Annotated in this window: 22 protein-coding genes and 8 pseudogenes; 19 read left to right on the forward strand and 11 right to left on the reverse strand. The window is 74.5% G+C overall.

The features are described 5' to 3' along the window. Positions 1-7: 7 nt before the first annotated feature. From U6N30_RS11150 to U6N30_RS11160, 3 genes and pseudogenes are all read right to left on the reverse strand, one after another. Positions 8-760 carry an FAD-dependent oxidoreductase gene (locus tag U6N30_RS11150; protein WP_324278246.1) on the reverse strand — a complete coding sequence of 251 codons (753 nt, stop codon included), beginning with the start codon at positions 758-760 and terminating at the stop codon, positions 8-10. Between the two features lie 62 nt (positions 761-822). Next, positions 823-1,020: pseudogene (locus tag U6N30_RS11155) on the reverse strand (FAD-dependent oxidoreductase); the annotation flags it as partial. A gap of 289 nt (positions 1,021-1,309) precedes the next feature. Next, a pseudogene (locus U6N30_RS11160) lies at positions 1,310-2,001 on the reverse strand (polyprenyl synthetase family protein); the annotation flags it as partial. Between the two features lie 438 nt (positions 2,002-2,439). On the opposite strand from U6N30_RS11160, the pseudogene metF reads away from it, so the two are divergent. Further along, positions 2,440-3,296 (forward strand): annotated as a pseudogene (gene metF / locus U6N30_RS11165) (methylenetetrahydrofolate reductase [NAD(P)H]). Here metF and U6N30_RS11170 read toward each other — a convergent pair. Then, positions 3,286-3,612 (reverse strand): hypothetical protein, encoded by a 327-nt coding sequence (locus U6N30_RS11170; protein WP_324277362.1) that lies wholly within the window; start codon positions 3,610-3,612, stop codon positions 3,286-3,288. The pseudogene metF and the gene U6N30_RS11170 sit on opposite strands and share 11 nt — an antisense overlap. Further along, positions 3,591-3,953 (reverse strand): hypothetical protein, encoded by a 363-nt coding sequence (locus U6N30_RS11175; protein WP_324277363.1) that lies wholly within the window; start codon positions 3,951-3,953, stop codon positions 3,591-3,593. The genes U6N30_RS11170 and U6N30_RS11175 overlap by 22 nt, the downstream gene beginning before the upstream one ends. Positions 3,954-4,052: 99 nt before the next feature. Here U6N30_RS11175 and U6N30_RS11180 point away from each other — a divergent pair, with 99 nt between their 5' ends. The 5 genes and pseudogenes from U6N30_RS11180 (at position 4,053) to U6N30_RS11200 (ending at position 7,348) form a co-directional block, all read left to right on the forward strand. Next, on the forward strand, positions 4,053-4,430 hold the full coding sequence (locus U6N30_RS11180; RefSeq protein WP_324277364.1) for a hypothetical protein: 378 nt from the start codon (positions 4,053-4,055) through the stop codon (positions 4,428-4,430). Positions 4,431-4,506: 76 nt separating this feature from the next. Beyond that, positions 4,507-5,628: a transcriptional regulator gene (locus U6N30_RS11185; RefSeq protein WP_324277365.1), complete on the forward strand. Its 1,122-nt coding sequence runs from the start codon at positions 4,507-4,509 to the stop codon at positions 5,626-5,628. Then, a pseudogene (locus tag U6N30_RS11190) lies at positions 5,625-5,768 on the forward strand (ATP-binding cassette domain-containing protein); the annotation flags it as partial. The gene U6N30_RS11185 and the pseudogene U6N30_RS11190, both read left to right, overlap by 4 nt. Beyond that, positions 5,734-6,543 carry an AAA family ATPase gene (locus U6N30_RS11195; protein ID WP_324278247.1) on the forward strand — a complete coding sequence of 270 codons (810 nt, stop codon included), beginning with the start codon at positions 5,734-5,736 and terminating at the stop codon, positions 6,541-6,543. The pseudogene U6N30_RS11190 and the gene U6N30_RS11195, both read left to right, overlap by 35 nt. A 193-nt stretch (positions 6,544-6,736) precedes the next feature. Next, complete coding sequence (locus tag U6N30_RS11200) at positions 6,737-7,348, forward strand: ABC transporter permease (protein ID WP_324277366.1); 612 nt, start codon at positions 6,737-6,739, stop codon at positions 7,346-7,348. On the opposite strand, the gene U6N30_RS11205 is transcribed toward U6N30_RS11200, so the two are convergent. Then, entirely contained in the window at positions 7,323-8,156 is an 834-nt protein-coding gene (locus tag U6N30_RS11205; protein ID WP_324277367.1) for a lipase family alpha/beta hydrolase, read from the reverse strand. The genes U6N30_RS11200 and U6N30_RS11205 overlap by 26 nt on opposite strands. Positions 8,157-8,313: 157 nt before the next feature. Here U6N30_RS11205 and U6N30_RS11210 point away from each other — a divergent pair, with 157 nt between their 5' ends. From U6N30_RS11210 to U6N30_RS11220, 3 genes are all read left to right on the forward strand, one after another. Continuing rightward, positions 8,314-8,967: a CDP-alcohol phosphatidyltransferase family protein gene (locus U6N30_RS11210; protein ID WP_324277368.1), complete on the forward strand. Its 654-nt coding sequence runs from the start codon at positions 8,314-8,316 to the stop codon at positions 8,965-8,967. A gap of 115 nt (positions 8,968-9,082) precedes the next feature. After that, complete coding sequence (locus U6N30_RS11215; protein WP_324277369.1) at positions 9,083-9,625, forward strand: PfkB family carbohydrate kinase; 543 nt, start codon at positions 9,083-9,085, stop codon at positions 9,623-9,625. Beyond that, positions 9,622-10,059 carry a PfkB family carbohydrate kinase gene (locus U6N30_RS11220; RefSeq protein ID WP_324277370.1) on the forward strand — a complete coding sequence of 146 codons (438 nt, stop codon included), beginning with the start codon at positions 9,622-9,624 and terminating at the stop codon, positions 10,057-10,059. The genes U6N30_RS11215 and U6N30_RS11220 overlap by 4 nt, the downstream gene beginning before the upstream one ends. 268 nt (positions 10,060-10,327) lie before the next feature. On the opposite strand, the pseudogene U6N30_RS11225 reads toward U6N30_RS11220, so the two are convergent. Continuing rightward, positions 10,328-10,654: pseudogene (locus U6N30_RS11225) on the reverse strand (flavin reductase family protein); the annotation flags it as partial. Between the two features lie 213 nt (positions 10,655-10,867). On the opposite strand from U6N30_RS11225, the gene U6N30_RS11230 reads away from it, so the two are divergent. After that, positions 10,868-11,788: an alpha/beta hydrolase gene (locus tag U6N30_RS11230; protein WP_324277371.1), complete on the forward strand. Its 921-nt coding sequence runs from the start codon at positions 10,868-10,870 to the stop codon at positions 11,786-11,788. On the opposite strand, the gene U6N30_RS11235 is transcribed toward U6N30_RS11230, so the two are convergent. The 4 genes from U6N30_RS11235 to U6N30_RS11250 all read right to left on the reverse strand — a co-directional run bounded on the left by U6N30_RS11235 (position 11,763) and on the right by U6N30_RS11250 (position 16,538). Then, positions 11,763-12,113 (reverse strand): hypothetical protein, encoded by a 351-nt coding sequence (locus U6N30_RS11235; RefSeq protein ID WP_324277372.1) that lies wholly within the window; start codon positions 12,111-12,113, stop codon positions 11,763-11,765. The two genes, U6N30_RS11230 and U6N30_RS11235, sit on opposite strands and share 26 nt — an antisense overlap. Positions 12,114-12,987: 874 nt before the next feature. Continuing rightward, on the reverse strand, positions 12,988-13,686 hold the full coding sequence (locus U6N30_RS11240) for a carotenoid biosynthesis protein (protein WP_324277373.1): 699 nt from the start codon (positions 13,684-13,686) through the stop codon (positions 12,988-12,990). Beyond that, positions 13,683-15,917 carry a GNAT family N-acetyltransferase gene (locus tag U6N30_RS11245; RefSeq protein WP_324277374.1) on the reverse strand — a complete coding sequence of 745 codons (2,235 nt, stop codon included), beginning with the start codon at positions 15,915-15,917 and terminating at the stop codon, positions 13,683-13,685. The genes U6N30_RS11240 and U6N30_RS11245 overlap by 4 nt, the downstream gene beginning before the upstream one ends. Positions 15,918-16,058: 141 nt before the next feature. Next, the gene (locus tag U6N30_RS11250; protein ID WP_324277375.1) at positions 16,059-16,538 is read right to left on the reverse strand and encodes a YbaK/EbsC family protein; all 480 of its coding nucleotides are present in this window, start codon (positions 16,536-16,538) and stop codon (positions 16,059-16,061) included. A 168-nt stretch (positions 16,539-16,706) separates the two neighbouring features. On the opposite strand from U6N30_RS11250, the gene U6N30_RS11255 reads away from it, so the two are divergent. The 9 genes and pseudogenes from U6N30_RS11255 to U6N30_RS11295 form a co-directional block, all read left to right on the forward strand. Then, positions 16,707-16,829: a hypothetical protein gene (locus U6N30_RS11255; RefSeq protein WP_324277376.1), complete on the forward strand. Its 123-nt coding sequence runs from the start codon at positions 16,707-16,709 to the stop codon at positions 16,827-16,829. A gap of 126 nt (positions 16,830-16,955) precedes the next feature. After that, the gene (locus tag U6N30_RS11260; RefSeq protein ID WP_324277377.1) at positions 16,956-17,192 is read left to right on the forward strand and encodes a hypothetical protein; all 237 of its coding nucleotides are present in this window, start codon (positions 16,956-16,958) and stop codon (positions 17,190-17,192) included. Then, complete coding sequence (locus U6N30_RS11265; RefSeq protein WP_324277378.1) at positions 17,182-17,487, forward strand: type II toxin-antitoxin system PemK/MazF family toxin; 306 nt, start codon at positions 17,182-17,184, stop codon at positions 17,485-17,487. Before U6N30_RS11260 ends, U6N30_RS11265 begins: the two co-directional genes overlap by 11 nt. Before the next feature lie 269 nt (positions 17,488-17,756). Continuing rightward, a complete protein-coding gene (locus tag U6N30_RS11270) occupies positions 17,757-17,993 on the forward strand; it encodes a hypothetical protein (protein WP_324277379.1) in 237 nt (78 codons plus the stop codon). Between the two features lie 37 nt (positions 17,994-18,030). Then, positions 18,031-18,201: pseudogene (locus U6N30_RS11275) on the forward strand (type II toxin-antitoxin system PemK/MazF family toxin); the annotation flags it as partial. A 501-nt stretch (positions 18,202-18,702) separates the two neighbouring features. Further along, positions 18,703-18,867 carry a hypothetical protein gene (locus U6N30_RS11280; RefSeq protein ID WP_324277381.1) on the forward strand — a complete coding sequence of 55 codons (165 nt, stop codon included), beginning with the start codon at positions 18,703-18,705 and terminating at the stop codon, positions 18,865-18,867. A 59-nt stretch (positions 18,868-18,926) separates the two neighbouring features. After that, a pseudogene (locus U6N30_RS11285) lies at positions 18,927-19,522 on the forward strand (SAV_6107 family HEPN domain-containing protein). Further along, the gene (locus U6N30_RS11290; protein WP_324277382.1) at positions 19,519-22,833 is read left to right on the forward strand and encodes a DNA polymerase III subunit alpha; all 3,315 of its coding nucleotides are present in this window, start codon (positions 19,519-19,521) and stop codon (positions 22,831-22,833) included. The pseudogene U6N30_RS11285 and the gene U6N30_RS11290 overlap by 4 nt, the downstream one beginning before the upstream one ends. Beyond that, a pseudogene (locus U6N30_RS11295) lies at positions 22,821-22,925 on the forward strand (hypothetical protein); the annotation flags it as partial. The gene U6N30_RS11290 and the pseudogene U6N30_RS11295, both read left to right, overlap by 13 nt. Between the last annotated feature and the right edge of the window lie 10 nt (positions 22,926-22,935).

Genomic DNA, 22,935 nt, shown 5'->3' on the forward strand with positions numbered 1-22,935 from the left:
TCGCGGGTCAGCTCGTCGAACACCCCCGCCAGGACCCGCCGAAGCTGATGGTGTGGTGCGCCTGACCGGGCAGCTCGGTGCGGACCCCGACGTGCAGGGCGACGCAGGACGGGGAGTACACCGGGCGCCGAGGCGGCCGGAGCCCCGGCACGAGCTGCCACGGCTGGTCGGTGGTGACGACCACGGCGTCGGCGGGCAGCCGGTCGCCGTCGGCCAGCCGGACGGCGGAGATCCGCCGCCCGGACGTCTCGAGCTCCTCGACGGTCGCGCCGTAGCGGAAGGCGACACCGGCGGCGGCCGCGGCGGCGGCGAGAGCGTTCGGGACGGCGGCGATCCCGCCCACGGGATGCCAGACGCCGGCGCCGATGTCGAGCTGGGCGATCACCGCGTAGGCGGCGATGGCCCGGAACGGGGAGACGCCGGCGTAGAGCGCCTGGAAGCTGAAGAGGCGGCGCAGCCGGTCGTCGGCGAAGTAACTCTCGACGTGCCGGGACAGCCGGCCGAAGCCGCCGCGGCGCGCCAGGGCGACGAGCTCGGGACCGAGCAGGTCCAGCGGGGAGTCGAGGTTGCGGTCGATGAAGGTGGTCAGCTGCAGCCGGTACAGCTCGGCGAGGTCGGCCAGGTACCGGCGCAGGGCGACCGCCTCGGCCGGACCGCACAGGGCCGCCACCTCGGCCGCGAACGCGTCGGGGTCCGCGTGGACGTCGAGATGGGAGCCGTCGGCGTACTGCGCGCGGTAGGTGGTCTCCAGCGGGACCAGGGAAGCCGGTCCTCCAGCTTCTCGCCGACCGCGGCCAGCGTGTCGGCCACGATCTCGGGTGCGGTGAAGACCGACGGCCCGGTGTCGAGGGAGTAGCCGTCCCGGTCGACCCGGCCGGCCCGGCCGCCCGGGCCCGCGGCGCGCTCCACGACCGTGACCTCGCGTCCGGCGCCGCGCAGGCGCAGCGCGGTGGCCAGGCCGGCGAGGCCGGCCCCGACGACGACGACGCGCTCGGTGCGCCCGGGGACGGTGCGGACCATCAGGCGGTGCGGGACGTGGCGGCCACCGCGAGGGCGTCGAGGGCGGCGCGGGCGTCGTCGGCGATCGGGGCGCGCGTGATGGCCCGGCGGGCCAGCGCGGTCTGCTCGGTGATCCGCTCCTCGACACGGGCACGTGCGCCGGTGGACTCCAGCAGCCCGCGCAGCGCGTCGAACTCCTCCGGACCGGCCTCGGCATTGCCCAGCAGGTCGTCGAGCAGGCGCCGGCCGTCGGCGTCCGCCCCTCCTCGGCGAGGGCGATGAGCAGGGTCTGCTTGCCCTCGCGCAGGTCGTCGTCGGCGGACTTGCCGGTCACGGTGGGGTCGCCGAACACGCCGAGGACGTCGTCGCGCAGCTGAAAGGCCTCCCCGAGGGGAGCCCGATCGATGTGTAGGCCTCGGCGGTCTCCGGTCCGGCGCCGGCGAGCGCGGCACCGAGCTGCAGCGGGCGCTGGACGGTGTAGCCGGCGCTCTTGTAGCGGGCGACCTTCATGGCGCCGTCCGGCCCGGGCAGGCCCCCAGCGGCCCGCAGCAGATCCAGGTACTGCCCCGCGGTGACCTCCGTGCGCATCGTGTCCCAGACCGCCCGTGCACGGATGAGTGCCGGGACGGAGATGCCGGAACGCCGCAGCAGCTCGTCGGACCAGACGAGGGCCAGATCGCCGACGAGGATCGCCGCACCGGTGCCGAACAGGTCCCGGTCACCGTCGAGATCCTCGGAGACGTGGCGGGACGCGAAGCCGATGTGGGTGGCGGGCCGGCCGCGCCGGGTGGTCGCGCCGTCCATCACGTCGTCGTGCACGAGGGCGCTGGCGTGGACGAACTCCAGCGCGGCGACGGCGCGGAGCACGGCCGCGTCGTCCTCGCCGGTCGCTGCGTCGCGGGCGCCGCGCCAGCCCCAGTAGGCGAAGGCGGGACGCAACCGCTTGCCGCCCTCGGCCAGGGCGCAGACCTCGTCGACGACCGGCGCCAGACTGGCGTCCATCGCGGCGAGGGTCTCCCGCTGGCGGTCGAGGAACTCGGTCAGGGCCGCGCTGACCGCGTTCCGGAGCCCGTCGACGTCGGCCGCACCCAGCGGGGAGCCGCGGCCTCGAGGTGCTGGGTCCGGGCTGCGGTCACGGGCCCAGTATTGCCCAACCCGATGGTGCGCGACCTCGGCAGCAGGGCAGGGCCCGGACTCCGGCTCATGGTTGTCCACCCTTCTCGCGCAGCACGCGACGGTAGGTCGGGAGCGACGGGCGGCACCCCCGGCGGGAACGACCGAAGCCGCCGCCGACCCCTTCTTCCGCCGGCATCGTCCGCCTGGATGCGCGGGCGTGAGAAATGTCGTAGGTCGTCGGCCTCTGCCCGTCCGGCGATCGTCCGTACGCTGAGAGGCCGTGACCCGGACCGTGAGTGAGCTCCTCGCCGCCGAGCGGCCCACGTGGTCGTTCGAGTTCTTCCCCCGAAGACGCCCGAGGCCGAGCCGCAGCTCTGGACGGCCCTGCGCGAGCTGGAGCGCCTCCAGCCGTCCTTCGTGTCCGTCACCTACGGGGCCGGTGGCTCCACCCGCGAGGGCACGGTCGCGATCACCGAGCGCATCGCCGCCGAGACGACGATGACGCCGATGGCCCATCTGACCGCGGTCGACCACAGCGTCGCCGAGCTGCGGCACGTCGTCAGCCGGCTGGCCGCCGCCGGGGTGCGCAACCTGCTGGCGCTGCGCGGCGATCCGCCCGGCCTCGACCCGCAGGCGGAGTGGCGGGCGCACCCGGAGGGGCTGAACTACGCCGCCGAGCTGGTCGAGCTGATCAAGTCGATGGGCGACTTCTCCGTGGGGTCGCCGCCTTCCCGGAGCAGCACCCGCGCTCCCCGGACTTCGAGACCGACATCGCCCGGTTCGTCGACAAGTGCCGGTCCGGTGCCGACTTCGCCATCACCCAGATGTTCTTCCGGGCCGAGGACTACCTGCGGCTGCGCGACCGGGTGGCCCGCCACGGCTGTGACGTCCCGATCATCGCCGGGGTCATGCCGGTCACCAGTGCAGGCCAGATCAGCCGGATCGTGGAGCTGTCCGGTCAGGCGTTCCCGGCCGACCTCGCCGATCGGTTCGCCGCCCTGGACGGCGACCGGCCGGAGGACAAGGCCGCGGTCCGCGCCTTCGGGGTCGAGGTGGCCACGGAGCTGTGCCGGACGCTGCTGTCCGAGGGTGTTCCCGGCATCCACTTCATCACGATGAACCGCTCGACCGCGACGCGCGAGGTCTACACGAACCTGGCGCAGCTGCCCGTCACCTCGTGAGCGGGCGGCCTTCCAGCACCGCCGCGGCGTCGGCGGCGGCCCGGCGCAGTCCCTCGCGCTCGGCGGCGTAACCGCCGAGGACACCGACCACCGGCAGGTTCGACAGGGCGCGGTGACGCAGCTTGCCCTTCGGCCGGGCGTCGAGCGCGTCGTCGATCCGGCCCAGCAGGCCGGCGACCCGCCACAGGGTGCGCAGGTTCCCGCGCACCCCGCCGCGCTGCTCCCGAGCGCCCAGGGCCTCCTCCCGGTAGGTGCCGCGAGCGTGTTCCAGCAGCGGCTCGACCTGCTCGGCGGTCAGGTCGCGACGCAGCAGCACCTTCGTGAGCAGCGAGATCCGCGCGGCCGGTTCCTCGACGTCGTGCTCGGACGCCACTCCGAGGACGACGACGGACTGGACCGCGGTGCCGACGGTGTTCTGCAGGGGAGGAGGTCGGCGAGCTTCCCGGCGAACCGCGGAACCGCGGAGACGCCGGCCGCCACCCGGGAGACGCGGTCGGCCCACCAGGCGTCGCGCTCCTCCTGGGGGAGGACCGGTGGGCGGCCGAGCCGCCGCACCAGGGGCCGGGTCAGCCGGTCGACCCGGCGGAGGACGTCGACGACGACGGCGTCACTGATCGGTGCCATGGGGCCGGAGTGCCCCGGGACGAGCGCGTTCACCCCCAGGTCCTCGTTGCGCCCCCGCCGCGGGAGGGGCGCGGTCCTCGAGGTCCCGTGAGCTGGACGGGGCGAACCGCGCTGCTCGCTACTCTCCGCGGCGTGGTCGTCACCGCGGGCGTCGTCGCCTGCCTCCTCCTGGCCGGGCTCGCCGTCTTCCAGTTGCTGCTCGTCGCGGGCCGGCCGCTGGGGCGGTTCGCCTGGGGCGGGCAGCACGACGTCCTGCCGAGGGGGCTGCGGATCGGCAGCGCGGTCTCCGTCGTCGTCTACGCGGTCGTCGCCGTGGTGGTCCTGCAGGCGGCCGGCGCGCTGACGCTGTTGCCGGATGCCGTCGTCGACGTCGGGATGTGGGTGCTGACCGGCTACTTCGCCCTCGGCGTGCTGATGAACGGGATCTCCCGCAGCCGGCCCGAGCGGCTGGTGATGACCCCGATCGCCCTGCTCCTCGCCCTCTGCTGCCTGGTGCTCGCGCTGCAGTAGGCCGCCACGCTGGAAAGCGGCTGTGAAGGTCCGAGGAATCGGGCCGGGACGCCGCGCCGCACGTACCGTGACCGCCATGGCGTCAGGGCGACGGGCGGCGGCGCCGCGCTGGGCCGGGGTGGGCGTCCTGGTCGCCGTGCTCCTCGCGCTGCCCCCGTTCCTCGGCGCCCTGCCTGCCGAGGACTCCGACGTGTCGGCCGCCGACCTCCGCGACGCCGTCCTGGCCGCCGACGGGATCGGGTTCTCGGGGCACGCGGAGTCCGCCGGTGGGCTCGCCCTCCCGGTCGGCGACCAGCTCCCGGCGGTCGCCGACCTGTTCAGCGACCGGACGACGATGCGCGTGTGGTGGCGCGGTGGGGCCGATCACCGCGTCGACGTGCTCGGTGCCGCTGGGGAGACCGGGTACCACCGCGACCCGGCGGGGCAGTGGATCTGGGAGTACGAGTCCGCGACCGCCACCCGGGCCGACGCCGCTGCCGCAGGCGAGCCGTTCGCGCTCCCCGGTCCGCCCGACCTGCTGCCGAACACGCTGGGCCGGCGCCTGGTGTCGGAGGCGACCGACGCGGAGCTCAGCCGCATCGGCGCCCGGCGGGTGTCCGGCCGGCCGGCCCTCGGGCTGCGGGTGACGCCGGCCGAGGAGGCGAGCTCCGTCGCCCGGGCCGACGTCTGGGTGGACGCCGACAGCGGCCTGCCGCTCCAGGTGCAGATCGTCGGGGACGACGGTGGGATCCCGGCGGTCGACACGCGGTTCCTCGACCTCGAGATCGCCGGACCCGAGGCAGGGGTCATCGCGTTCCGCCCGCCCGAGGGCGCCCGGGTGCGGGAGGCGCAGGAGGCCGACATCGCCCGGGAGGCCGCCGAGCGGCTGCGCCCGACCGCGCTCCCCGCCACCCTCGATGGTCTCCCTCGCCGCACCGGTGACGGCGTCCCCGCGGGGATCGGCCTGTACGGGCGCGGGATCACCCTGCTGGCGGTCGCGCCCGTTCCGCGCCGGCTGGCGGCCGCCCTGGAGAACACGCTGTCGGCCAGCCCGGACGCCGTCGACGACGACGCCGGCCTGCGGGCCGCCGCGGGCCCGGTCGGCCTCATGGTGGTCCGGCAACCGGGCAGCGGGTCCTACCTGCTCACCGGCACGGTCAGCCTGGACGCCCTCGCGTCGGCCGCCGCGGAGCTGCCCGACCTCGGGGACCAGCGGTGAGCGCCGTCCTCGCGACGCGCGGCCTGGTCAAGCAGTACGGCCGGTTGCGCGCGGTCGACGGCATCGACCTCGACGTGCAGGCCGGTGACGTCTACGGCTTCCTCGGTGCCAACGGGTCGGGCAAGACGACCACGGTCCGCATGGTGCTGGGCCTGGTGCTGCCCACGAGCGGCGAGATCGAGCTGCTGGGGAGCGCATGCCGCGGGCCGGCCGGCGGGTGCTGCCCCGCGTGGGTGCCCTCATCGAGGGCCCGCGCACTACGGGCACCTTTCGGGCCGGGAGAACCTCGCGCTGCTCGACGCCTCCGGCCGGGGCGGTTCCTGGCGCACCCGGAAGCAGCGGGTGACCGACGTGCTCGGCCAGGTGGGCCTCGGCGGCGTGGGACGCCGCCCGGTGAAGAACTACTCGCTCGGCATGCGGCAGCGGCTGGGCCTGGCCGGTGCGCTGCTGCGCCGCCCGGAGCTGCTCGTGCTCGACGAGCCGACGAACGGCCTGGACCCCCAAGGCATCACCGAGATCCGGGAGCTGCTCCTGGACCTCAACCGCGGCGGGACGACGGTCTTCCTCTCCAGCCACCTGCTGGCCGAGGTCGAGCAGCTGTGCACCCGCGTCGGCGTGCTCGACCGGGGCCGGCTGGTGCTCCAGGACCGGCTGGCGACCCTGACCGCACCGACCGGGGCCACCGTCGTGCACAGCCCCGAACCGGAGCGCGTGCGGGCGGTGCTCGACGGGCGGGTGGTCGCGGTGGACGGGCACCGGCTGGTGGTCCGCGGGGACGACCCGGTGGCCGTCAACGCCCGGTTGGTCGCCGCCGGGGTGCCGGTGTCCGGGCTCGCCCTGGAGCGGCCGACGCTCGAGGAGGTGGTCCTGGCCGCCGCCGGGGCCAGCCCCGACCGGGTGGACGCGATCCGGTGATCGTCGTCGAGCTGCGCAAGATGTTCCGGCGCCCGCGGACCTGGGCGACGATCGCCGTCCTCAACGCACTGCCGATCCTGGTCGCCGTCCTGCTGGTCCTGACCGACCTGGCGCCCCGGCCGGGGAGGGGCCGCCGTTCCTCTCCGCCGTCCTGCGCAACGGCACGCTGTACCCGCTGGCCGCCCTCGCCATCGTGCTGCCGCTGTTCCTCCCGATCGCGGTCGCCGTGGTCGCGGGGGACGCTGTCGCGGGTGAGGCCCAGGCCGGCACGCTGCGCTACCTCCTGGCCCGTCCGGCCGGGCGGACGAGATTGCTCGTCGCCAAGCTCCTCGCGGTGATGGCCTTCGTGCTGGTGACCGTCCTGGTCGTCGCGGGAGTCGGCTACGTCATCGGGACGACGCTCTTCGACGCCGAGCCGATCGCGGGCACCTCGGTCTCCGGGACGGCGCTGACACCGACCCAGATCGCCGGGCGGACGATGCTGGCCATCGGCTACGTGGCGGTGTCGATGCTCGGGGTGGCCGCCTTCGCGCTGTTCTTCTCGACGCTCACCGACTCCCCGCTGGGCGCGACGATGGGCGCGCTCGCGGTGCTGGTCGCGTCGTCCCTGCTGTTCACCCTCGACGCCGCGTCGCCGATCGCCCCGTACCTGCCGACCCGCTACTGGCTGGCCTTCGTCGACTTCTTCCGCGACCCGATCCTCTGGCGTGACGTCGTGCGCGGCGTGGCCCTGCAGGGTGTCTACGTCGGGGTCCTGCTCGCCGCGGCGTGGGCCAACTTCACCACCAAGGACGTGACCAGCTGAGCGGTTCAGCCGCCGAGCCGTGCGCAGTCCTCGGGCCCGAGGGCACCGGCTCGCCTGCAGCGAGCTCGGCCAGCACCAGGGCGCGGACCAGCGCGTCGCGCGGGAGGTCGCCGTGGCCGACGCGCGCCGAGGCGCAGACGGACTGCACCGGGAGGTTCAGTGCGCCGTCCAGCCGGGCCGAGTCGGGCGGGGTGACCGTCTCGTCCTGAGTGGTCCAGATCGAGACCCACGTCGGGCCCTCCGGTGTCTCGTCGCCCGCGTTGAGCTGCGCCAGCAGCTCGCTGCCGGTGGCCAGCTGCCGGCAACCCGCGGGGCACTCGCCCGGCGCGAGCGCCCCCGCCAGGTCGGCGAGCGACGTCCCGTGGTGCGGCGTGCCGAGGGTCAGCACCCGGCGCACCGAGCCGGCATGGCCGTCGGCCACCCAGAGCCGGGCGACCAGCCCACCGGCGGAGTAGCCCACGAGGTCCACCGTCTCCGCGCCGGTCCGCTCGAGGACGGCGGCCACGGCTGCGTCGAGGGCGTCGGCGGAGGCGGTCAGGTCGTCGGTGCCGTCCCCGGGCAGCCGCACGACGGTGACGTCGCGTCCCGCCGCGCTCAGCTGGTCGGCCAGCGGCCGGAGGGTGCCCGTTCCGCCGCCGTACCCGGGGATCAGCAGCACCGGGCCGGGGCGGTCCTGGGCCACCGGGCCGGTCTGCAGGTCCGACGACCGCGCCAGCACCACGGCGGTCAGCGCCGCCGCGGCCGCCACCACGAGCGTCAGCAGAGCCAGGACGACACGGCGCCGCGCGGGAGCGAGGCCGGCCAGCACGGTCCTACTGTCCCTGGTGGCGCCGCTCCGGGGGCGGGCGGGCCGGCAATCGGCGCCGGACGCCCCGGCTGCGCTGCCCTCCACCGGTCCCGGGCGCGAGCCCTGCCGTCGGCGCGCGCGGCTCCGTTTGGTGGACTGCGCAGGTGGAGGTGCGGGCGTGCTGAGCAGGGACGAGTACCTGGCCGAGTGGTCCCGGTGGCACGGTGACACCCCGACCGACCGTCCCCTCGTACGCGGCTGGCTGACCGCCGCCTGGACCCTGGCGCGGCCGCTGGCCGGTCTGCCCCCGCTGGTGGCCACGGCGTTCGGCCTGCTCGTCGCTGCCGCCGCGCTCCTCCCGGCGGCAGCCGGCGGCACGTGGCTGATCGCTGCGGGCGTCCTCGTCGGGTTGTCGGGCCTCCTGGATTCCCTGGACGGCGCGATCGCCATCGGGACCGGCCGCGCCTCCCGCCGTGGCTTCGTCCTCGACTCCGCCGTCGACCGGGTGAGCGAGGCCGCCTACGCCGGTGCGCTGTGGGTAGCCGGGGCACCGGGCTGGCTGGCGGTCGTCTTCGGGGCGCTGTGCTGGCTCCCCGACTACCTGCGGGCGCGGGCCGGCCAGGCAGGCGTCGACGAGACCGGGGCGCTGTCGGTGTGGGAGCGCCCCACCCGCGTCGCCATGACGGGGATGACGCTCGGTGGCGCCGGTGTGGTCGCCGGCACGGGAGCCGGCGAGCTGGTGGTCACGGCCGGAGCGGGCGTCGGTGCGCTGCTCGGCGCCGTGGCGGTCGTGCAGCTGGGCATCTCGCTCCGGCGGATGCTCGGCGACTGACTCCCGGCGAGCCGAGCGCCGGCCAGGCTCCTAAGGTGTGCGGGTGCTCTGGACCGCGCCAGGGCACCCGGCATCGTGCGGCCGTTCCGCCGATCCAGCAGTCAGGGAGCGCTCCGTGCCCGTCGCCGTCACCGGCTCCATCGCCACCGACCACCTGATGACCTTCCCGGGGAAGTTCGTCGAGCAGTTCGTCGAGGGCCAGATGGAGAACGTCTCGCTCTCCTTCCTCGTGGACGACCTCGTGCAGCACCGTGGAGGTGCGGGCGCGAACATGGCCTACGGGCTGGGTCTGCTCGGCCTGCAGCCGGTCCTGGTGGGGTCGGTCGGCAGCGACTTCGCCGAGTACGACGCCTGGCTGACCCGGCACGGGGTGGACACCCGCAGCGTGCACTGGTCGGAGCTGAAGCACACGGCCCGATTCGTGTGCACGACCGACGCCGCCAACAACCAGATCGCGTCCTTCTACTCCGGCGCCATGTCGGAAGCGGGCACCATCGAGCTCGGCCCCGTCGTGGACCGCGTCGGTGTCCCCGACCTCGTGGTCGTCGGCCCGAACGACCCCACCGCGATGGTGCGGCACACCCAGGAGTGCCGGCAGCGCGGCCTCCGTTCGCCGCCGACCCGAGCCAGCAGCTGGCGTGGGCCGACGGCGACATGATCCGCACCCTGGTCGACGGCGCAGACCTCCTGTTCACCAACGAGTACGAGTCGCACCTGCTCCAGCAGAAGACGGGGTGGAACGAGACCGAGGTGCTCGCTCGGGTGGGCACCTGGGTCACCACCCGCGCCGCCGACGGGGTGCTGGTCCGGCAGGCAGACGCGGAGCCGATCTCGGTGATCGCCGTCCCGGAGACCAAGCCGGTCGAGCCGACCGGCGGCGGCGACGCGCTGCGCGCCGGGTTCATCGCCGGCCGCATGTGGGGCCTGGGTCTCGAGCGGGCCACCCAGCTCGGGTCCGCCGTCGCGACCGCTGCCGTCGAGGTGATCGGCACCCAGGAGTACGACCTGCCGCGCGAGAGCTTCCTGGCGCGGTTCGCCGAGGCGTTCGGCGCCGACGCCGCCGGCGAGGTGGCCCCGCACCTGCCCGGGTGAGCGCGACCGGCGCCTCGACACCCCTCGTCAGAGCCCGGTGAGCCCCATCAGTCGCCGCGGATGGCCTCGCCGATCGTCGGGTCCTCGGCCCAGCGGGTGAAGGGGATCCGGGGATCTCCTTCACCTCGCCGATCGTCGACCACTCGTTCCCGCCCAGCCGGGCCAGCGGCCGGAGGTGCTCGATGCGCGGCCGGCCGTCGCGCACGGCGCCCGCAGCCACGCTGATCAGCCGCACGCGGCCGAACACCACCGTGCTGTCGCCCAGCCGGACGGTCGAGTGCAGGGTGCACTCGACCGACACCGGGGAGTCGGCGACCCGGGGGACGGAGACCCGCTCGCTCGGCTCCAGCCGGACGCCGCACTGCTCTGCCTCACTCACACCGGCGGGGAAGTCGGTGCCCGTGGCGTTGATCTGCTCGAAGAGCGCCTCGGGCGTCAGGCTGATCGTGAACTCGCCGGTCGCCTCGACGTTGCGCAACGAGTCCTTGCGCCCGACCGAGGTGAACTGGACGACCGGCGGGTCGACGCAGGCCACCGTGTAGAACGAATGCGGCGCCAGGTTGAGGACCCCTCGGCCGAACGGCTGCACACCCACGCGATCGGGCGGGGGACGACGACGGAGTTCAGCACGCGGTAGAACGCGCGCGTCTCCATCTCGGTGGGGTCGAACTGCACGCGCTCGTCGGCATCGGTCACCGCGCCATCGTCGCCGGACTCCCGCCCGGGTGCGCAGCCGGGGCGTGAGAGTGGGGGCGCCTAGGGTGTCGGTGCCGCCGAGAGCCGGTGGCGGAGAGGTGCGCGCGCGGACATGACCAGCCTGCAGATGCGCGTGATCGTGGCGGTCCTGCGACTGACCCGCAAGCGCGGCATGGCGACGGCCGAGAGGGGTCGCCGCCGGGTGGCGGCGCCGAAGGGCCCGTCCGGGCCGCCCCGGTCGCTGCGTACGCGGCACGACGTGAGCACCCGGCGCGTCGGCGGCTTCGACTGCCACACCGTGGCACCGAGGGGTGGGGAGGCCGGACGCGCCGCGATCTACCTCCACGGCGGCGCCTACATCAGCGAGATCTCCCCGCAGCACTGGACGCTGATCTCCCGGATGGCCGACGCCGGCGTCCGCGTGGAGGTGCCCAGCTACGGCCTGGCGCCGCAGTACACCTACCGGGACGCCTATCCCTTCCTGACCGACGTCTACCGGGAGCTCGTCGCCGACGTACCGGCATCCCAGGTGAGCGTGGTGGGCGACTCGGCCGGCGGCGGCCTGGCACTGGGACTCGTGCAGCTCCTCGGCGCGGCCGGGCTGCCACAGCCGGGCCGGGTGGTCCTCGTCGCCCCGTGGCTGGACCTGACCCTGGGCAACCCGGGTCTTCCGGCGGTCGAGGCCCGCGACCCCTGGCTGAGCTCGGCCGGCCTGCACGAGGCGGCGAAGGCGTGGGCCGACGGTGACGATCCGACCGACCCGCGGCTCAGCCCGATCAACGGATCTCTCGCCGGGCTCCCGCCGACGGACCTGTACGTCGGCACCCGCGACATCTGCCTGCCCGACGCGCACCTCCTGCGCGACCGCGCCGAGGCGGCGGGCGCCGCACTCCGCCTCGTGGTCTGCGAGGGAGCCGTGCACGTCTACCCGCTGGTCCCGGCGCCGGAAGGCCGGGCCGCGGCCCGCGAGATCGTCGCGACGGTGGCCGGAACGCCGCTGGGCCGACCTACAGGGGCCGATCCCGCCAGGTGAGCGTGCCGCGGCGGTGGCCGACGACCGACCGGGCCATCAGTGCGTCGAACACCAGGATCGACAGCGGGTGCGCCAGGGCATCCGGCCAGCTGCGGCCACCGGTCACCGAGGCGACGACGGCACGACCGGCCGCGCCCGCCAGCCACCCGACGAGCCCGGCCCGCGAGCCGCGGAGCGCGGCGACGGGCGGGACCACCCACACCGCGGTGAGGGCGGCCGCCGCCGCGACACTGCCCGCCGGCCGACCGCCGACCGCCGCCCACAGGGATTTCGCATAGCCGTCCCGGAGCGACGGCCAGCCGTCGTACATCCGGCAGGCCGCCAACCGCGACCCGTCGATCGGGACCCCCGCCCGCCGGACCGCTTGACCGCACGCAGCAGGGCGATGTCCTCCAGCACCTCGCCCCGGACGGCCCCGTGGCCACCGGCCCGGTCGTACCCACGCCGGTCGAGCACCAGGAACTGGCCGTTCGCGGCGGCCAGCGACGGCCGGCCGGAGCGTTCGGCGAGCCGCAGGGGAGGGTCGTCGCCCAGAGCCACGGAGCCAGCGGCTGCACGAGCCGCTCGGCCGGGCCGTGCGCCAGAGGGCGCGGCCAGGGCGAGACCAGGTCCAGGCCGTGCCGCTCCAGGACGGCGACGGCACCGGCGATCGCGTCCGGGAAGAGCCGGACGTCGGCGTCGACGAAGACCAGCACGCCGCCGTCGTCGCCCGAGGCGGCCGCCCCGGTGGCGCACGCGTGCGGCTTGCCCAGCCAGCCGGGCGGGGGAGGGGCCGCCCGGACCAGCCGGACGCGGGGTCGGCCACGGAGCCGACGACGGCCGCCGTCGCGTCGGTGGAACCGTCGTCCACCACCACCACGCGGAGGGAGGGCACCCCCGCTGGTCGAGCAGGGCGGTGAGGCAGCCACCGATGTGCCGCTCCTCGTTGCGCGCCGGCACGACGACCGTGACCGGTCGGGAGACCTCCGGGGATCGACCGGCGGACGGCGGAGCAGCGCGACGTTGAGCGCCGCATGGAGAGCGCCCAGCACGGAGACTCCCGCGAGGACGCGGACCAGACGCCCGCTCACCGGCGGCCCGCGGCGGCCCGGCGCTGCTGGACGGCGAGCACGACGAGGACGGGGACCGCGAGCGCGGCGCCCCACGCCGCCGACCCGGGCAGCTCCAGCCATCCGGCGTGCGCCAGCGCACCCCGAGCGTCATCCAGCCGAGGGCCAGCAGCGGCGCCGCGTCGCCGATCCGGGGTGCGTCGGCAGGGAGGTGCCGGCGACCAGCAGACCGAGCAGAGCCATGAGCACCAGGCCGGCGAACAGCCAACCGGCGAGGTTGGTCAGCGGCACCGTGTCGATGCCGGGCAGCCCGGGCTCGGGATGGGTCCAGGTCCAGTAGCCGGCCTGGACCATCTGCGGGTCGAGGACGACGTCCCAGGCGGCGAAGATCCCGGCGGCCCACGCGAGGCGGGCGAGCGGTCGCCGGCCGGGCCGGACCGGGCGGGCGAGCCGGTCGGCCAGCACCCAGCTCGGCCAGGCCATCATCAGCCAGGCCAGCGGGACGAGGAAGGGCACGCCCAGGAGGGTCGGGCCCAGCACGTCGGCGTACTCGTAGGTGCCGTACGGAAAGCCCGTGGCGAGGCCGATCGACTCGAAGGCGACAGCGGCGACTACGACCAGGAGGAGCAGTCCGACGGCCGTCCGCGGCCCCCGGCTGAGCCAGGCGTGCACCACTGACAGCAGCGAGCCGAGGACGACGATCGCCCAGCTGATCGCGTCGCGGGTGGTCCCCGAGCTCAGGGGATAGGCGATGGCGGTGAGCACCAGGGCGACCGCGATGCCCAGCGGCACGACCCCGCGGGACCTCCACGAGCGCGGCACCGGCGGCGCGGCGACCGACGGGATCACGACGACGTCCGCCGCATCCTGGTCACCGCGCGGCGCAGGGCCCGGCCGGTCGTGGCACGGGCCCGCGGGAGCGCGCGCCGATCGGCCAGCAGCACGCGGGCCGACGTCCGGCCGGAGTTGCCCGAGACGCCCCCGCCGGGATGCGTCGAGGCGCCGGCCAGGTAGAGGCCGGACAGCCCCGGGACCGCGTAGCCCGACAGTGCCGGCGTCGGCCGGAAGGCGAACATGCTGGCCAGGCCCATCTCCACGTGCATGACGTTGCCACGGAGCAGGGACAGTTCCCGCTCGAGCGCCAGGGGCGTCTGGACGTGCAGCCGCTGGACCGAGTCGGCGAAGCCAGGGGCGTACCGGTCGACCGCGGCCACCAGCCGCTGGGCCTCGCTCTCGGCCAGGGTGTCCCAGTCGGCGCCGTCCGCCAGCGCGTACGGGTACCACTGGCCCCAGATCGTGACGACGTGCTGACCGGGTGGCGCCAGGGTGTCGTCACTGGCCGAGAAGCACATCGCCAGGGGCACGGGGAGCGCGGGAGCTGCCCGGCGGCCCAGTCGCCGTGCGCGGAGGCGAGCTCCGCGCGGTCGGTGCAGAGCAGCTGGAGCCCCTGGAGCGCCTGTTCGGGGGCGACGCCGGGGTAGGCCGGGGTGCGTCGGTGAGCGCGCGGACGACCAGCCCGAAGCCGTTGCCGACCGGCGGGTCGGCGTCGGCGAGGGCCGGTGGTGCGTGGATCCCGGCCAGCTCCGCGTCACGAGGACGTGGCAGGCGGCGACGACGGCGTCGGCCTCGATGCGCCGCCCGCCGACGGTCCGCACCCCCGTGATCCGCCGTCCGCCGGCACCGTCGTCCGCGGTCAGCAGCTGGGCGGCGCCGTCGCCGAGCACCACCCGCCCGCCGTCGGACTCCAGCCGGTGGCGCAGCGCCGCGGTCAGCCCGCCCGAGCCGCCGACGGGGTGGCCGGGCGGGACGTCGTGCAGCAGCGCGAACCAGGCGACCATCGCGGCCGTGCCGGGCTCGGACATCGGAGGCCCGGACTGCGCACCGAACCAGGCCAGGGCCGCCTTGAGCCGCTCGCTGCCGAACCAGCGGTCCAGCAGCGCGTCGCCGGAGCCCAGGAAGTCGACGGCGAGCTCGCCGCCGGGAGTGCGCGGCCGGCCGTCCGCCGGCGCCCCGAGCGGCCAGAACGACCGGAGCAGCCCCGCCGCTGTGGGGGACCTGCCGAAGGACGCGGCGACCGCGCGGCTGCGCGGGCCCCAGACCTCGACGAAACGGCGGTAGGCCTCCGCGTCCTCGGAGCCGCAGGCCTCGGCGATCGACGCGCAGGTGGCATCGAGGTCGACGGAGAACACCAGCGGGCGTCCGTCGGGCCCGTCCGTGCCGGGGGACGGCGCGGGCGCGAAGCCCCACGGGTCGCAGTCGATGTAGCGCAGGCCGTGGGCGGCCAGGTCCAGCTCCTCGACGATGCCGCTCTGCCGGATGATCACGTGCGCGCTGGAGCCGCGGTCGACCAGGACGCCGGGCCAGCGTTCGACGGTCGAGACCGCCCCGCCGAGGACCGCGTCGGACTCCACGACCTCCACCGACAGCCCTGCGCGCGCCAGGTAGCAGGCGGCGACGAGTCCGTTGTGGCCGGAGCCGATCACCACGACGTCGACGCGGGTGTCGGCAGGGGAGCGCTCACGCTCAGCTGTTCGCCCGGTCCTGGTCGTCCGGATGCAGCGGTTCGCGGGGACGGAGGGGAGCCGGGCGCCGAGGATGGCGAAGGGGCGCGAGTCGCCGGGGAAGTGGTAGCCGCGGGCCAGGTCCACGAAGCCGTCGGCGTGGTACAGCCGGAACGCCTTGGTGTCGGCGTCGGGGGTGGAGAGCAGCGCGGCCGGATGGGGGATGTCGGTCACCAGGGCGTGCAGGAGCCGGCGGCCCAGACCGCGGCTCTGGTGGTCGGGGTGGACGTGCAGCTCGCAGACCTCGAAGGCGTCGGGCAGCCACCTCTTCGCCGTGCGCCGGTCGAGGGCGGCGCGCACCTGGTCGTGCCACCACTGGCCGGGGGCCACGACGTACCCGTAGCCGAAGCCGACGAGCCGTTCGGCTGTCTCGCCCCCACCCGCCCCGGTCTCGGCGAAGGCACCGACGGCCCGGAACCCCGGCCGCTCGGTGTGCTGGACGGCGTAGCCGTAGCGACCGGCGACGACGGCGGAGTCGTACCCCATCGCCAGGCCGTAGATGGTGAGCGCCTCGTGCATGTGCTCGCGCAGCCGGGGGTCGGCAGCTCGATGATGCGGGTGGTGGGCCGGGTGTCGGTCATCGGAGGGCTGCCGGGGTGGTGGGGTGGGTGGTCGGCGCCGCGCCCGGTCCGGTGCCGACCTCGGCCGCCGTGCCGCCGGTCAGTCGGAGCAGCTCGTCGTAGGTCGTGGGGAACACGGTGTGCGAGTGCCCGGCAGCCGCCCAGACCTGGTCGTAGCGGGCCAGTTCGACGTCGACGAGGGTGCCGATCGGCTCCGGGTGGCCGAGGGGGCGACACCGCCGATGGCCTGCCCGGTGTGCCGGCGGACGAACTCCGGTGTCGCGCGACTGATCCGGGGGACGCCGAGGAGGGTGGCGACCACGGCCTCGTCCACGCGGTGCGCGCCGCTGGTCAGGACCAGCAGCGGGTTGCCGTCGACGTCGAAGACGAGGCTGTTGGCGATCGCGCCGACGGGGACGCCGAGCTGCGCCGCCGCGGCAGCCGCGGTCGGCGCGCTGTCGGGCAGGTGGCGGACCGTGCCGGTGGCACCGGCAGCGCGCAGGAGGCGCGCGACCTCGGCGACCCGGGGTGTTCCGGCTCGGTCGGCGGGGTCGGCGGAGGCATGGGCCGATCCTGCCACCGGGCCAGGGAGCCTGCCGCCGTGGTCGTCCGACCAGACGCGTCAGCGATGCGACGGCTGCACCCCGTGCGGTCCCACCGAGGCGCAATGACGTCGATGCTGCGCTTACCGACGTGCGAGGAGCAGCCCGCTCGTGCTCGGCCGTCCTTCGCGCACGAGCGGTCCCGGTTGAGCATCGACGTGTACGCGGTGTACGAGGACGGCCGGGTGGAGCTGCACGGGTCCACCGCCGTGACCGACCCGGACAACTTCCAGGCGGTGTGGGTCGAGGACGGCGAGGACGAGCGCTGACGTTTCTTGCGGGTGGTCCGAGCTGACCACGTTCCCTTCGGGAGCCGATGCGGATATCACCGTCGTACCCCTGCTCGGCGGAGCGTCCGATCCCGATCGTCGGTCTACTGTGAGTAGACTATGGACATGGGTGACACCACCACCGTCAAAGTTCAGACCAGTACGCGCGACATGCTCCTGCAGTTGGGTGCTTCCCGACGTCAGAGCGCCGACCAGGTCATCCGGGCCGCTCTCGAGGCGATGAGGCGCGACGAGCGCCGACAGGTCGCGGCCACAGAAGCCCGCGCCCTCAGGGAGGACCCGCTCGACCTCGCCGAGGTGCGAGCCATCCAGGAGGACATGGCTGCGCTCCGTGAGGGGTGAGGTCTACCGGCTGCCGGCGCGCGGCAAAGGGCATGAGCAGCAGGGCCGTCGATACGCAGTGGTGCTGCAGCCAGACTGGCTCACGTTGAGCACGTGGATCGTGGCCTTCACCAGCACGAGCGCCCGCGAAGCCATTTTCCGGCCAGCCGTGGAGATCGCCGAGCAACGGACTCTGGTCATGTGCGACCAACTCGCGACGGTCGATCTTACCCGCCTCGCCGAACCCGCCGGCTTTCTGACGCTCGATGAGATGCAGCGCGTCGGCGAGGCTCTTTCGCTGATTCTCGATCTGTAGACGAGCCCGCTCCTGTCGCGCCGTCAGGCGCGCACGCGAGCGGATACCGCCGCAAGACGATGGCGCGGAGCGTGTCGCTCGGCCGCGATCCTCGTCAAGGCGGCCGTCGTCCCGGCATGCCTGGTGACGCCGATCATCACCCAGGAGTTACCGGCCCCACGCGCATCGGCGACGCGCTGCCTGCTCGTGACATCCGTGCACCGGCAGAAGCGTCGACGTGACTGTGTGACCGATCCCTCGTCAGGGTATGCGTTTTGTATGCTGGCGGCATGGCACAGGGTGACACCACCGTCCGGGTATCGCGCGAGACGCGGGACGAGGTCCGCCGGCTGGCTGCTGAGCGCGGTGTGAGCGCCGACCAGGTGCTGGCCGAGGCCCTTCGACTCACCCGCTGGGAGTCACTCCGTCGCCAGGCGGAGCGGGAGATCGCCGAGGCCGCGGCCGATCCGGCCGATCGCGCCGAGCTGGCTGCAGCCGTCCGAGAGCTGACCGGCGCCAGGGAGTGAGGGCGCGGTCCACCGCCTCCGTTCCGACCGGCAGGCGCGGGGTCACGAGCAGACCGGTCCGCGCTATGCCGTCGTGCTGCAGGCATCCCGGTTCGACGTGCTGCCCCGATGGATCGTGGCGCCGACCAGTACCGGGGCGCGCTCGATGGTCGTCCGACCGGACGTCGACTGGGGGCCGGACCGACGCGCGTGTTGTGCGATGCCCTGACGGCGGTGGACCCGGGCGTGCGCCTCGGCGCGCAGGTCGGCCACCTGACCCACGCCGAGCAGGTGCAGGTCGACCTCGCGCTGGCACTGCTGCTGGATCTGTCGCCTCCGGCGAGCTTCTGACAGGCCGAGCGGCGGGGATCGATCACGGCGGAAGGCTGGGCGAGGAGCCGGATCGCACGGGGACGATGACGGCCTGGCGGTTCGCGCCCGGGGAAGTCGTCTGGGTCGGGCGTGTGGGCCCGCGCGACGTGCGCGTGTGCAGTGCCGCCGACGACCTCGTTCCACCGGCAGGGCGTCGAGTGGGAGCGGCCGGTGCAGGTCGCCGACTTCTTCACAGCGCCTGTCGCGTCGTCTTGACCGCGAGGGTCGGGTCCGGTCTACTGGATCTGTTCGAACACGTGTTCGAACAGTGTCGCTCCTCCATCGCTCTCCGGCCCTTCCCCGCCCGGAGCGGTGGCCGGGAGCGACGCGTGGTGTGGCCAGAGGTGGGGAGGCTGTCGTGAGCCGGGTGCTCGGTGAGATCGCTGGACGGGTCGGCGAAGAGGTCCAGGTCGAGCGTGGCCCCCTGGGCCCGGTGCAGTTCTGGCGCGGGCAGTCCCGGTACCTCGTGGGGAGCTGCTGGACTCCTGGGTCGAGACCGCTCCGTGGTGGCGGCGGGAGGTAGCCGGCGGTGGGGCCTCCGCGGAGCTGGTCGCCACCCAGCAGGTGTGGCGGGTCGAGGCGGTGCGGGCCGGGCGGTCCCGCACCAGCTTCGCGGGGTCTACGACCTCACCTGGGACGCTGCGGGCAACCGCTGGTGGCTCGTCCGGGTGCACGACTGATGGGCGCCGCCCGGGCCGTTCCCGTCGGCCAGCTGCCGTTGCCCCTGCGCTGCCCGCCGCCGCCACCCAGCTCCTGGACCAGGCGCACCGCGCGCTCCGTGAGGCGACCGGGCACACCGACCCGCGCCAGCGGTACGCCACCGCGCACCTGGGTGCGCTGCGGGCTGCCGCAGGTGTGCTGGCCGCGCGTACCCGACCCGAGCCCGCCCGTCGCCGACCGCGCAGCGCCTGGGTGCTGCTCGAGCAGATCGCTCCCGAGCTGGGGAGTGGGCCACCTTCTTCGCCGCTGGAGCAGCCAAGCGTGCGGCCGCCGAGGCCGGCCTGTCCTCCGCAGTCACCGAGCGCGAGGCCGACGACCTGGTCCGGGACGTAGGGGCCTTCCTGGTCGTGGTCGAGAACTTCCTCGCCGCTCCCGGCCCCGCCGCACGCGAATCGTCCCGGTCGCCCTTCACCCGCCCGCGCGGAGCTGGTGGGCCGGCCTCCAGGCCCGGGCGGTGAATGATCCCTTCGTCCACCTGCACGTCGCCTCCGGGTACTCGATGCGGTACGGGGCCAACCACCCGGCCGATCTGGTGGCCCGTGCCGCCGAGCACGGCATGCCGGCCCTGGCGCTGACCGACCGCGACGGGCTGTACGGCGCGGTGAAGTTCGCGCTGGCCTGCCGGTCAGCCGGGGTGCGGCCGATCTTCGGGGTGGACCTCGCCGTCGCTCCTGCCCTCGACGCGACGGTGCCTCCCGCGCTGGCGCACGCCCTCGGCGGCGAGGCGTCCGGGGCCCGGCCACCGCGGCTCAGAGCTTCGCCCGCCCGCCCGCCCACCGCGGTGGGACGCCGCAGCCCTGCCCGTGGTGGGGCCAGCGTGGACCCGCGGTTGCCGCGGGTCACCTTCCTCGCCCGGGACGGCGCCGGCTGGCGCTCGCTGTGCCGGCTGACCAGCGCCACCCACCTGCGTGGCACCCGCGGAGAACCGGTGAGCTCGCTGGCCATGGCCGCGGAGCACGCGAACGGGCTGATCGCGCTGCTGGGCCCGGACTCGGCGGTCGGCCGCGCGCTGCTGTCCGGCCGGGCCGATCATGCGGCCGCCCACCTGGACGCCTGGCGGGCCGCCTTCGGCCCGGGCCGGCTGGTGCTCGAGCTGGTGCACCACCGCGGCCGGGGCGATCGCGTGCGGGCCCAGGCGATGCTCCGGTTCGCCGCCGAGCAGGGCGTGCCGGTGGTGCTCAGCAACGCCGTCCGCTACGTCGACGCCCTCGACGCGCCGACCGCCGACGTCCTGGACGCCTCGCGCCGCCTGGTGGCGCTCGACGAGCGGCACGTCGACCGGCGGACCGCCGAGGGCTACCTCAAGTCGGGCAAGGAGATGGCTGCGGTCGCCGAGGACCTCGTCGGTCCCGACCGGGACGCCACCCTGCGCCTGCTCGAGGGCACCGCCCGGCTGGCCGAGCAGTGCGTCGTCGACGTCCGCGAGGACCTCGGCATCGGCAGCGTGCGCTACCCCGAGCTCGACGTCGTCACCACGCCGGCCGAGCGGGGGATGGGGCCCTCGCAGGTGCTGCGGGCCCGCTGCGAGGCGGGCATGGGCCGCCGCGGGATGGCGCCGTCGGAGCGGGTGCGGCAGCGGCTGGACGAGGAGCTGGCCGTGATCGACCAGCTGGGCTACCCCTCCTACTTCCTCACCGTCGCCGACGTGGTCGACCTCATCAAGAGCTTGAGGGTTCGTGCTGCCGCACGCGGTTCGGGGGCCGGCAGCCTGGTCACCTACCTGCTGGGCATCTCCGACGTCGACCCGCTGCGGTACGGGCTGCTGATGGAGCGGTTCCTCTCGCCGCTGCGCCACCAGCTGCCCGACATCGACATCGACGTGGAGTCCGCGCGCCGCATGGAGGTCTACGACGCGGTCATCGACCGCTTCGGCGCCGACCGGGTCAGCTGCATCTCGATGATGGACACCTACCGGGTGCGGCACGCCATCCGCGACGTCGGTGCGGCGCTCGGGCTGCCCCCGGCGGAGATCGACGCCGTCGCCAAGGCGTTCCCGCACATCCGGGCCAACCAGGTGCACGCCGCGCTCAAGGACCTGCCGGAGCTGCGCGCCAGCCGGCTCGGGTCGAAGCGTTCCGGTGGTAGCGGGGATCTCGACCTGATGTTCGACCTCGTCTCGCGGCTCGACGGCCTGCCCCGGCACATCGCGCTGCACCCGTGCGGCGTGCTGCTGTCGGACGCCACGCTGCTCGACCGCACCCCGGTCGAGAACAGCTACCTCGGCTATCCCATGAGCCAGTTCGACAAGGACGACGTCGAGGAGCTGGGGCTGCTCAAGCTGGACCTGCTGGGCATCCGGATGCAGTCGGCGATCGCGCACGCACTCTCCGAAGTGCAACGGGTGGACCACGAGCAGGTCGACATCGACGCCGTCCCGCGCGACGACCCGACGACGTTCGAGCTGATCCGCAGCACCCGGACCCTCGGCATGTTCCAGATCGAGTCACCGGGTCAGCGGGAGCTGGTCGGCAAGTTCGGTCCGCAGACGTTCGAGGACATCATCATCGACATCTCGCTCTTCCGGCCCGGGCCGGTGAAGAGCGACATGGTGACGCCGTTCCTCATGGCGCGGAACGGGTGGCGCGACGCGGTCTACCCGCACCCCGACCTCGAGTTCGCCCTGGAGGAGACCGCGGGGGTGGTGGTCTTCCACGAGCAGGTGCTGCAGGTCGTCGCGCGGATGACCGGCTGCACGCTGGCCGACGCCGACGAGGTGCGCCGGGCGCTGGGGGAGAGGGACGCCCATCCCGAGGTGCGGGCCTGGTTCGTGCCCCGGGCGCTGGACGCGGGCTATCCGGTGGAGGTGGCCGAGCAGGTCTGGACGGTGCTGGCCGCCTTCGGCTCCTTCGGCTTCTGCAAGGCGCACGCCGCGGCGTTCGCCCTGCCGACCTACCAGTCGGCGTGGCTGAAGGCCCACCACCCGGCGGCCTTCCTCGCCGGGGTGCTCACCCACGACCCGGGCATGTACCCGAAGCGGTTGATCCTCGACGACGCCCGCAACTTCGGGATCCGGGTGCTCGGTCTCGACGTCAACGCCTCGGCCAGCACCTACCGGGTGGAGCGCATCGAGGGCGACCCTGAGGATGAACGGGAGGTCGAGGGTCGGTCGAGGCCGGAGTGGATGCCGGAGTCGATGCGCGATCCGTCCCGCTACGGGATCCGCCTGGCGCTGGCGGACGTCAAGGGCATCTCCGACGACGAGGTGGCGCGGATCGTCACCGGGCAGCCCTACCGGTCGCTGACCGATTTCTGGCACCGCGCGTCGGTCTCCCGGCCGGTGGTCGAGCGGCTGGTGCTGGCCGGCGGTTTCGACTCCCTCTACGGCTTCGGGGTGCGCGACCGCGAGGCCGGCCGCCCCACCTCCCGGCGGAAGCAGGTGACCCGGCGCGACCTGCTGCTGCAGATCGGGGAGCTGGACCGGTGGAGCCGCAGCGGTGCGCGGGCGAGCTCGAGCGGCCAGCTGAGCCTGGACCTGATGGGGCCGGAGACGGACGAGGACGGTCCGGAGGAGAGGGGTGTGCACTGGGCAGAGGGGAGCGGACTGCCGGAGTTCACCGACGCCGAGCTCGTGCGAGCCGAGCTGGAGGTGCTGGGCCTGGACGCCAGCCGGCACGTCGTGGACTTCTACCGGCCGTTCCTGTCCGCACTCGGCGCCGTCCCGGCGGGGAGCTGCTCGGCTGCCGCAGCGGCGCGGAGGTGCTGGTCGCCGGGGTCAAGGTGGCCACGCAGACGCCGCCGATCCGCTCCGGTCGCCGGGTGGTGTTCGTGACCCTGGACGACGGCACCGGCTGCACCGACTCGACGTTCTTCGAGGATGCGCAGGGTCCCTACGCCGCCACGGTGTTCCACTCCTGGCTGCTGGTCGTCCGGG

It is taken from the genome of Blastococcus brunescens, assembly GCF_035320885.1.
In the GTDB taxonomy this organism is placed as follows: Bacteria; Actinomycetota; Actinomycetes; order Mycobacteriales; family Geodermatophilaceae; genus Blastococcus_B; species Blastococcus_B brunescens.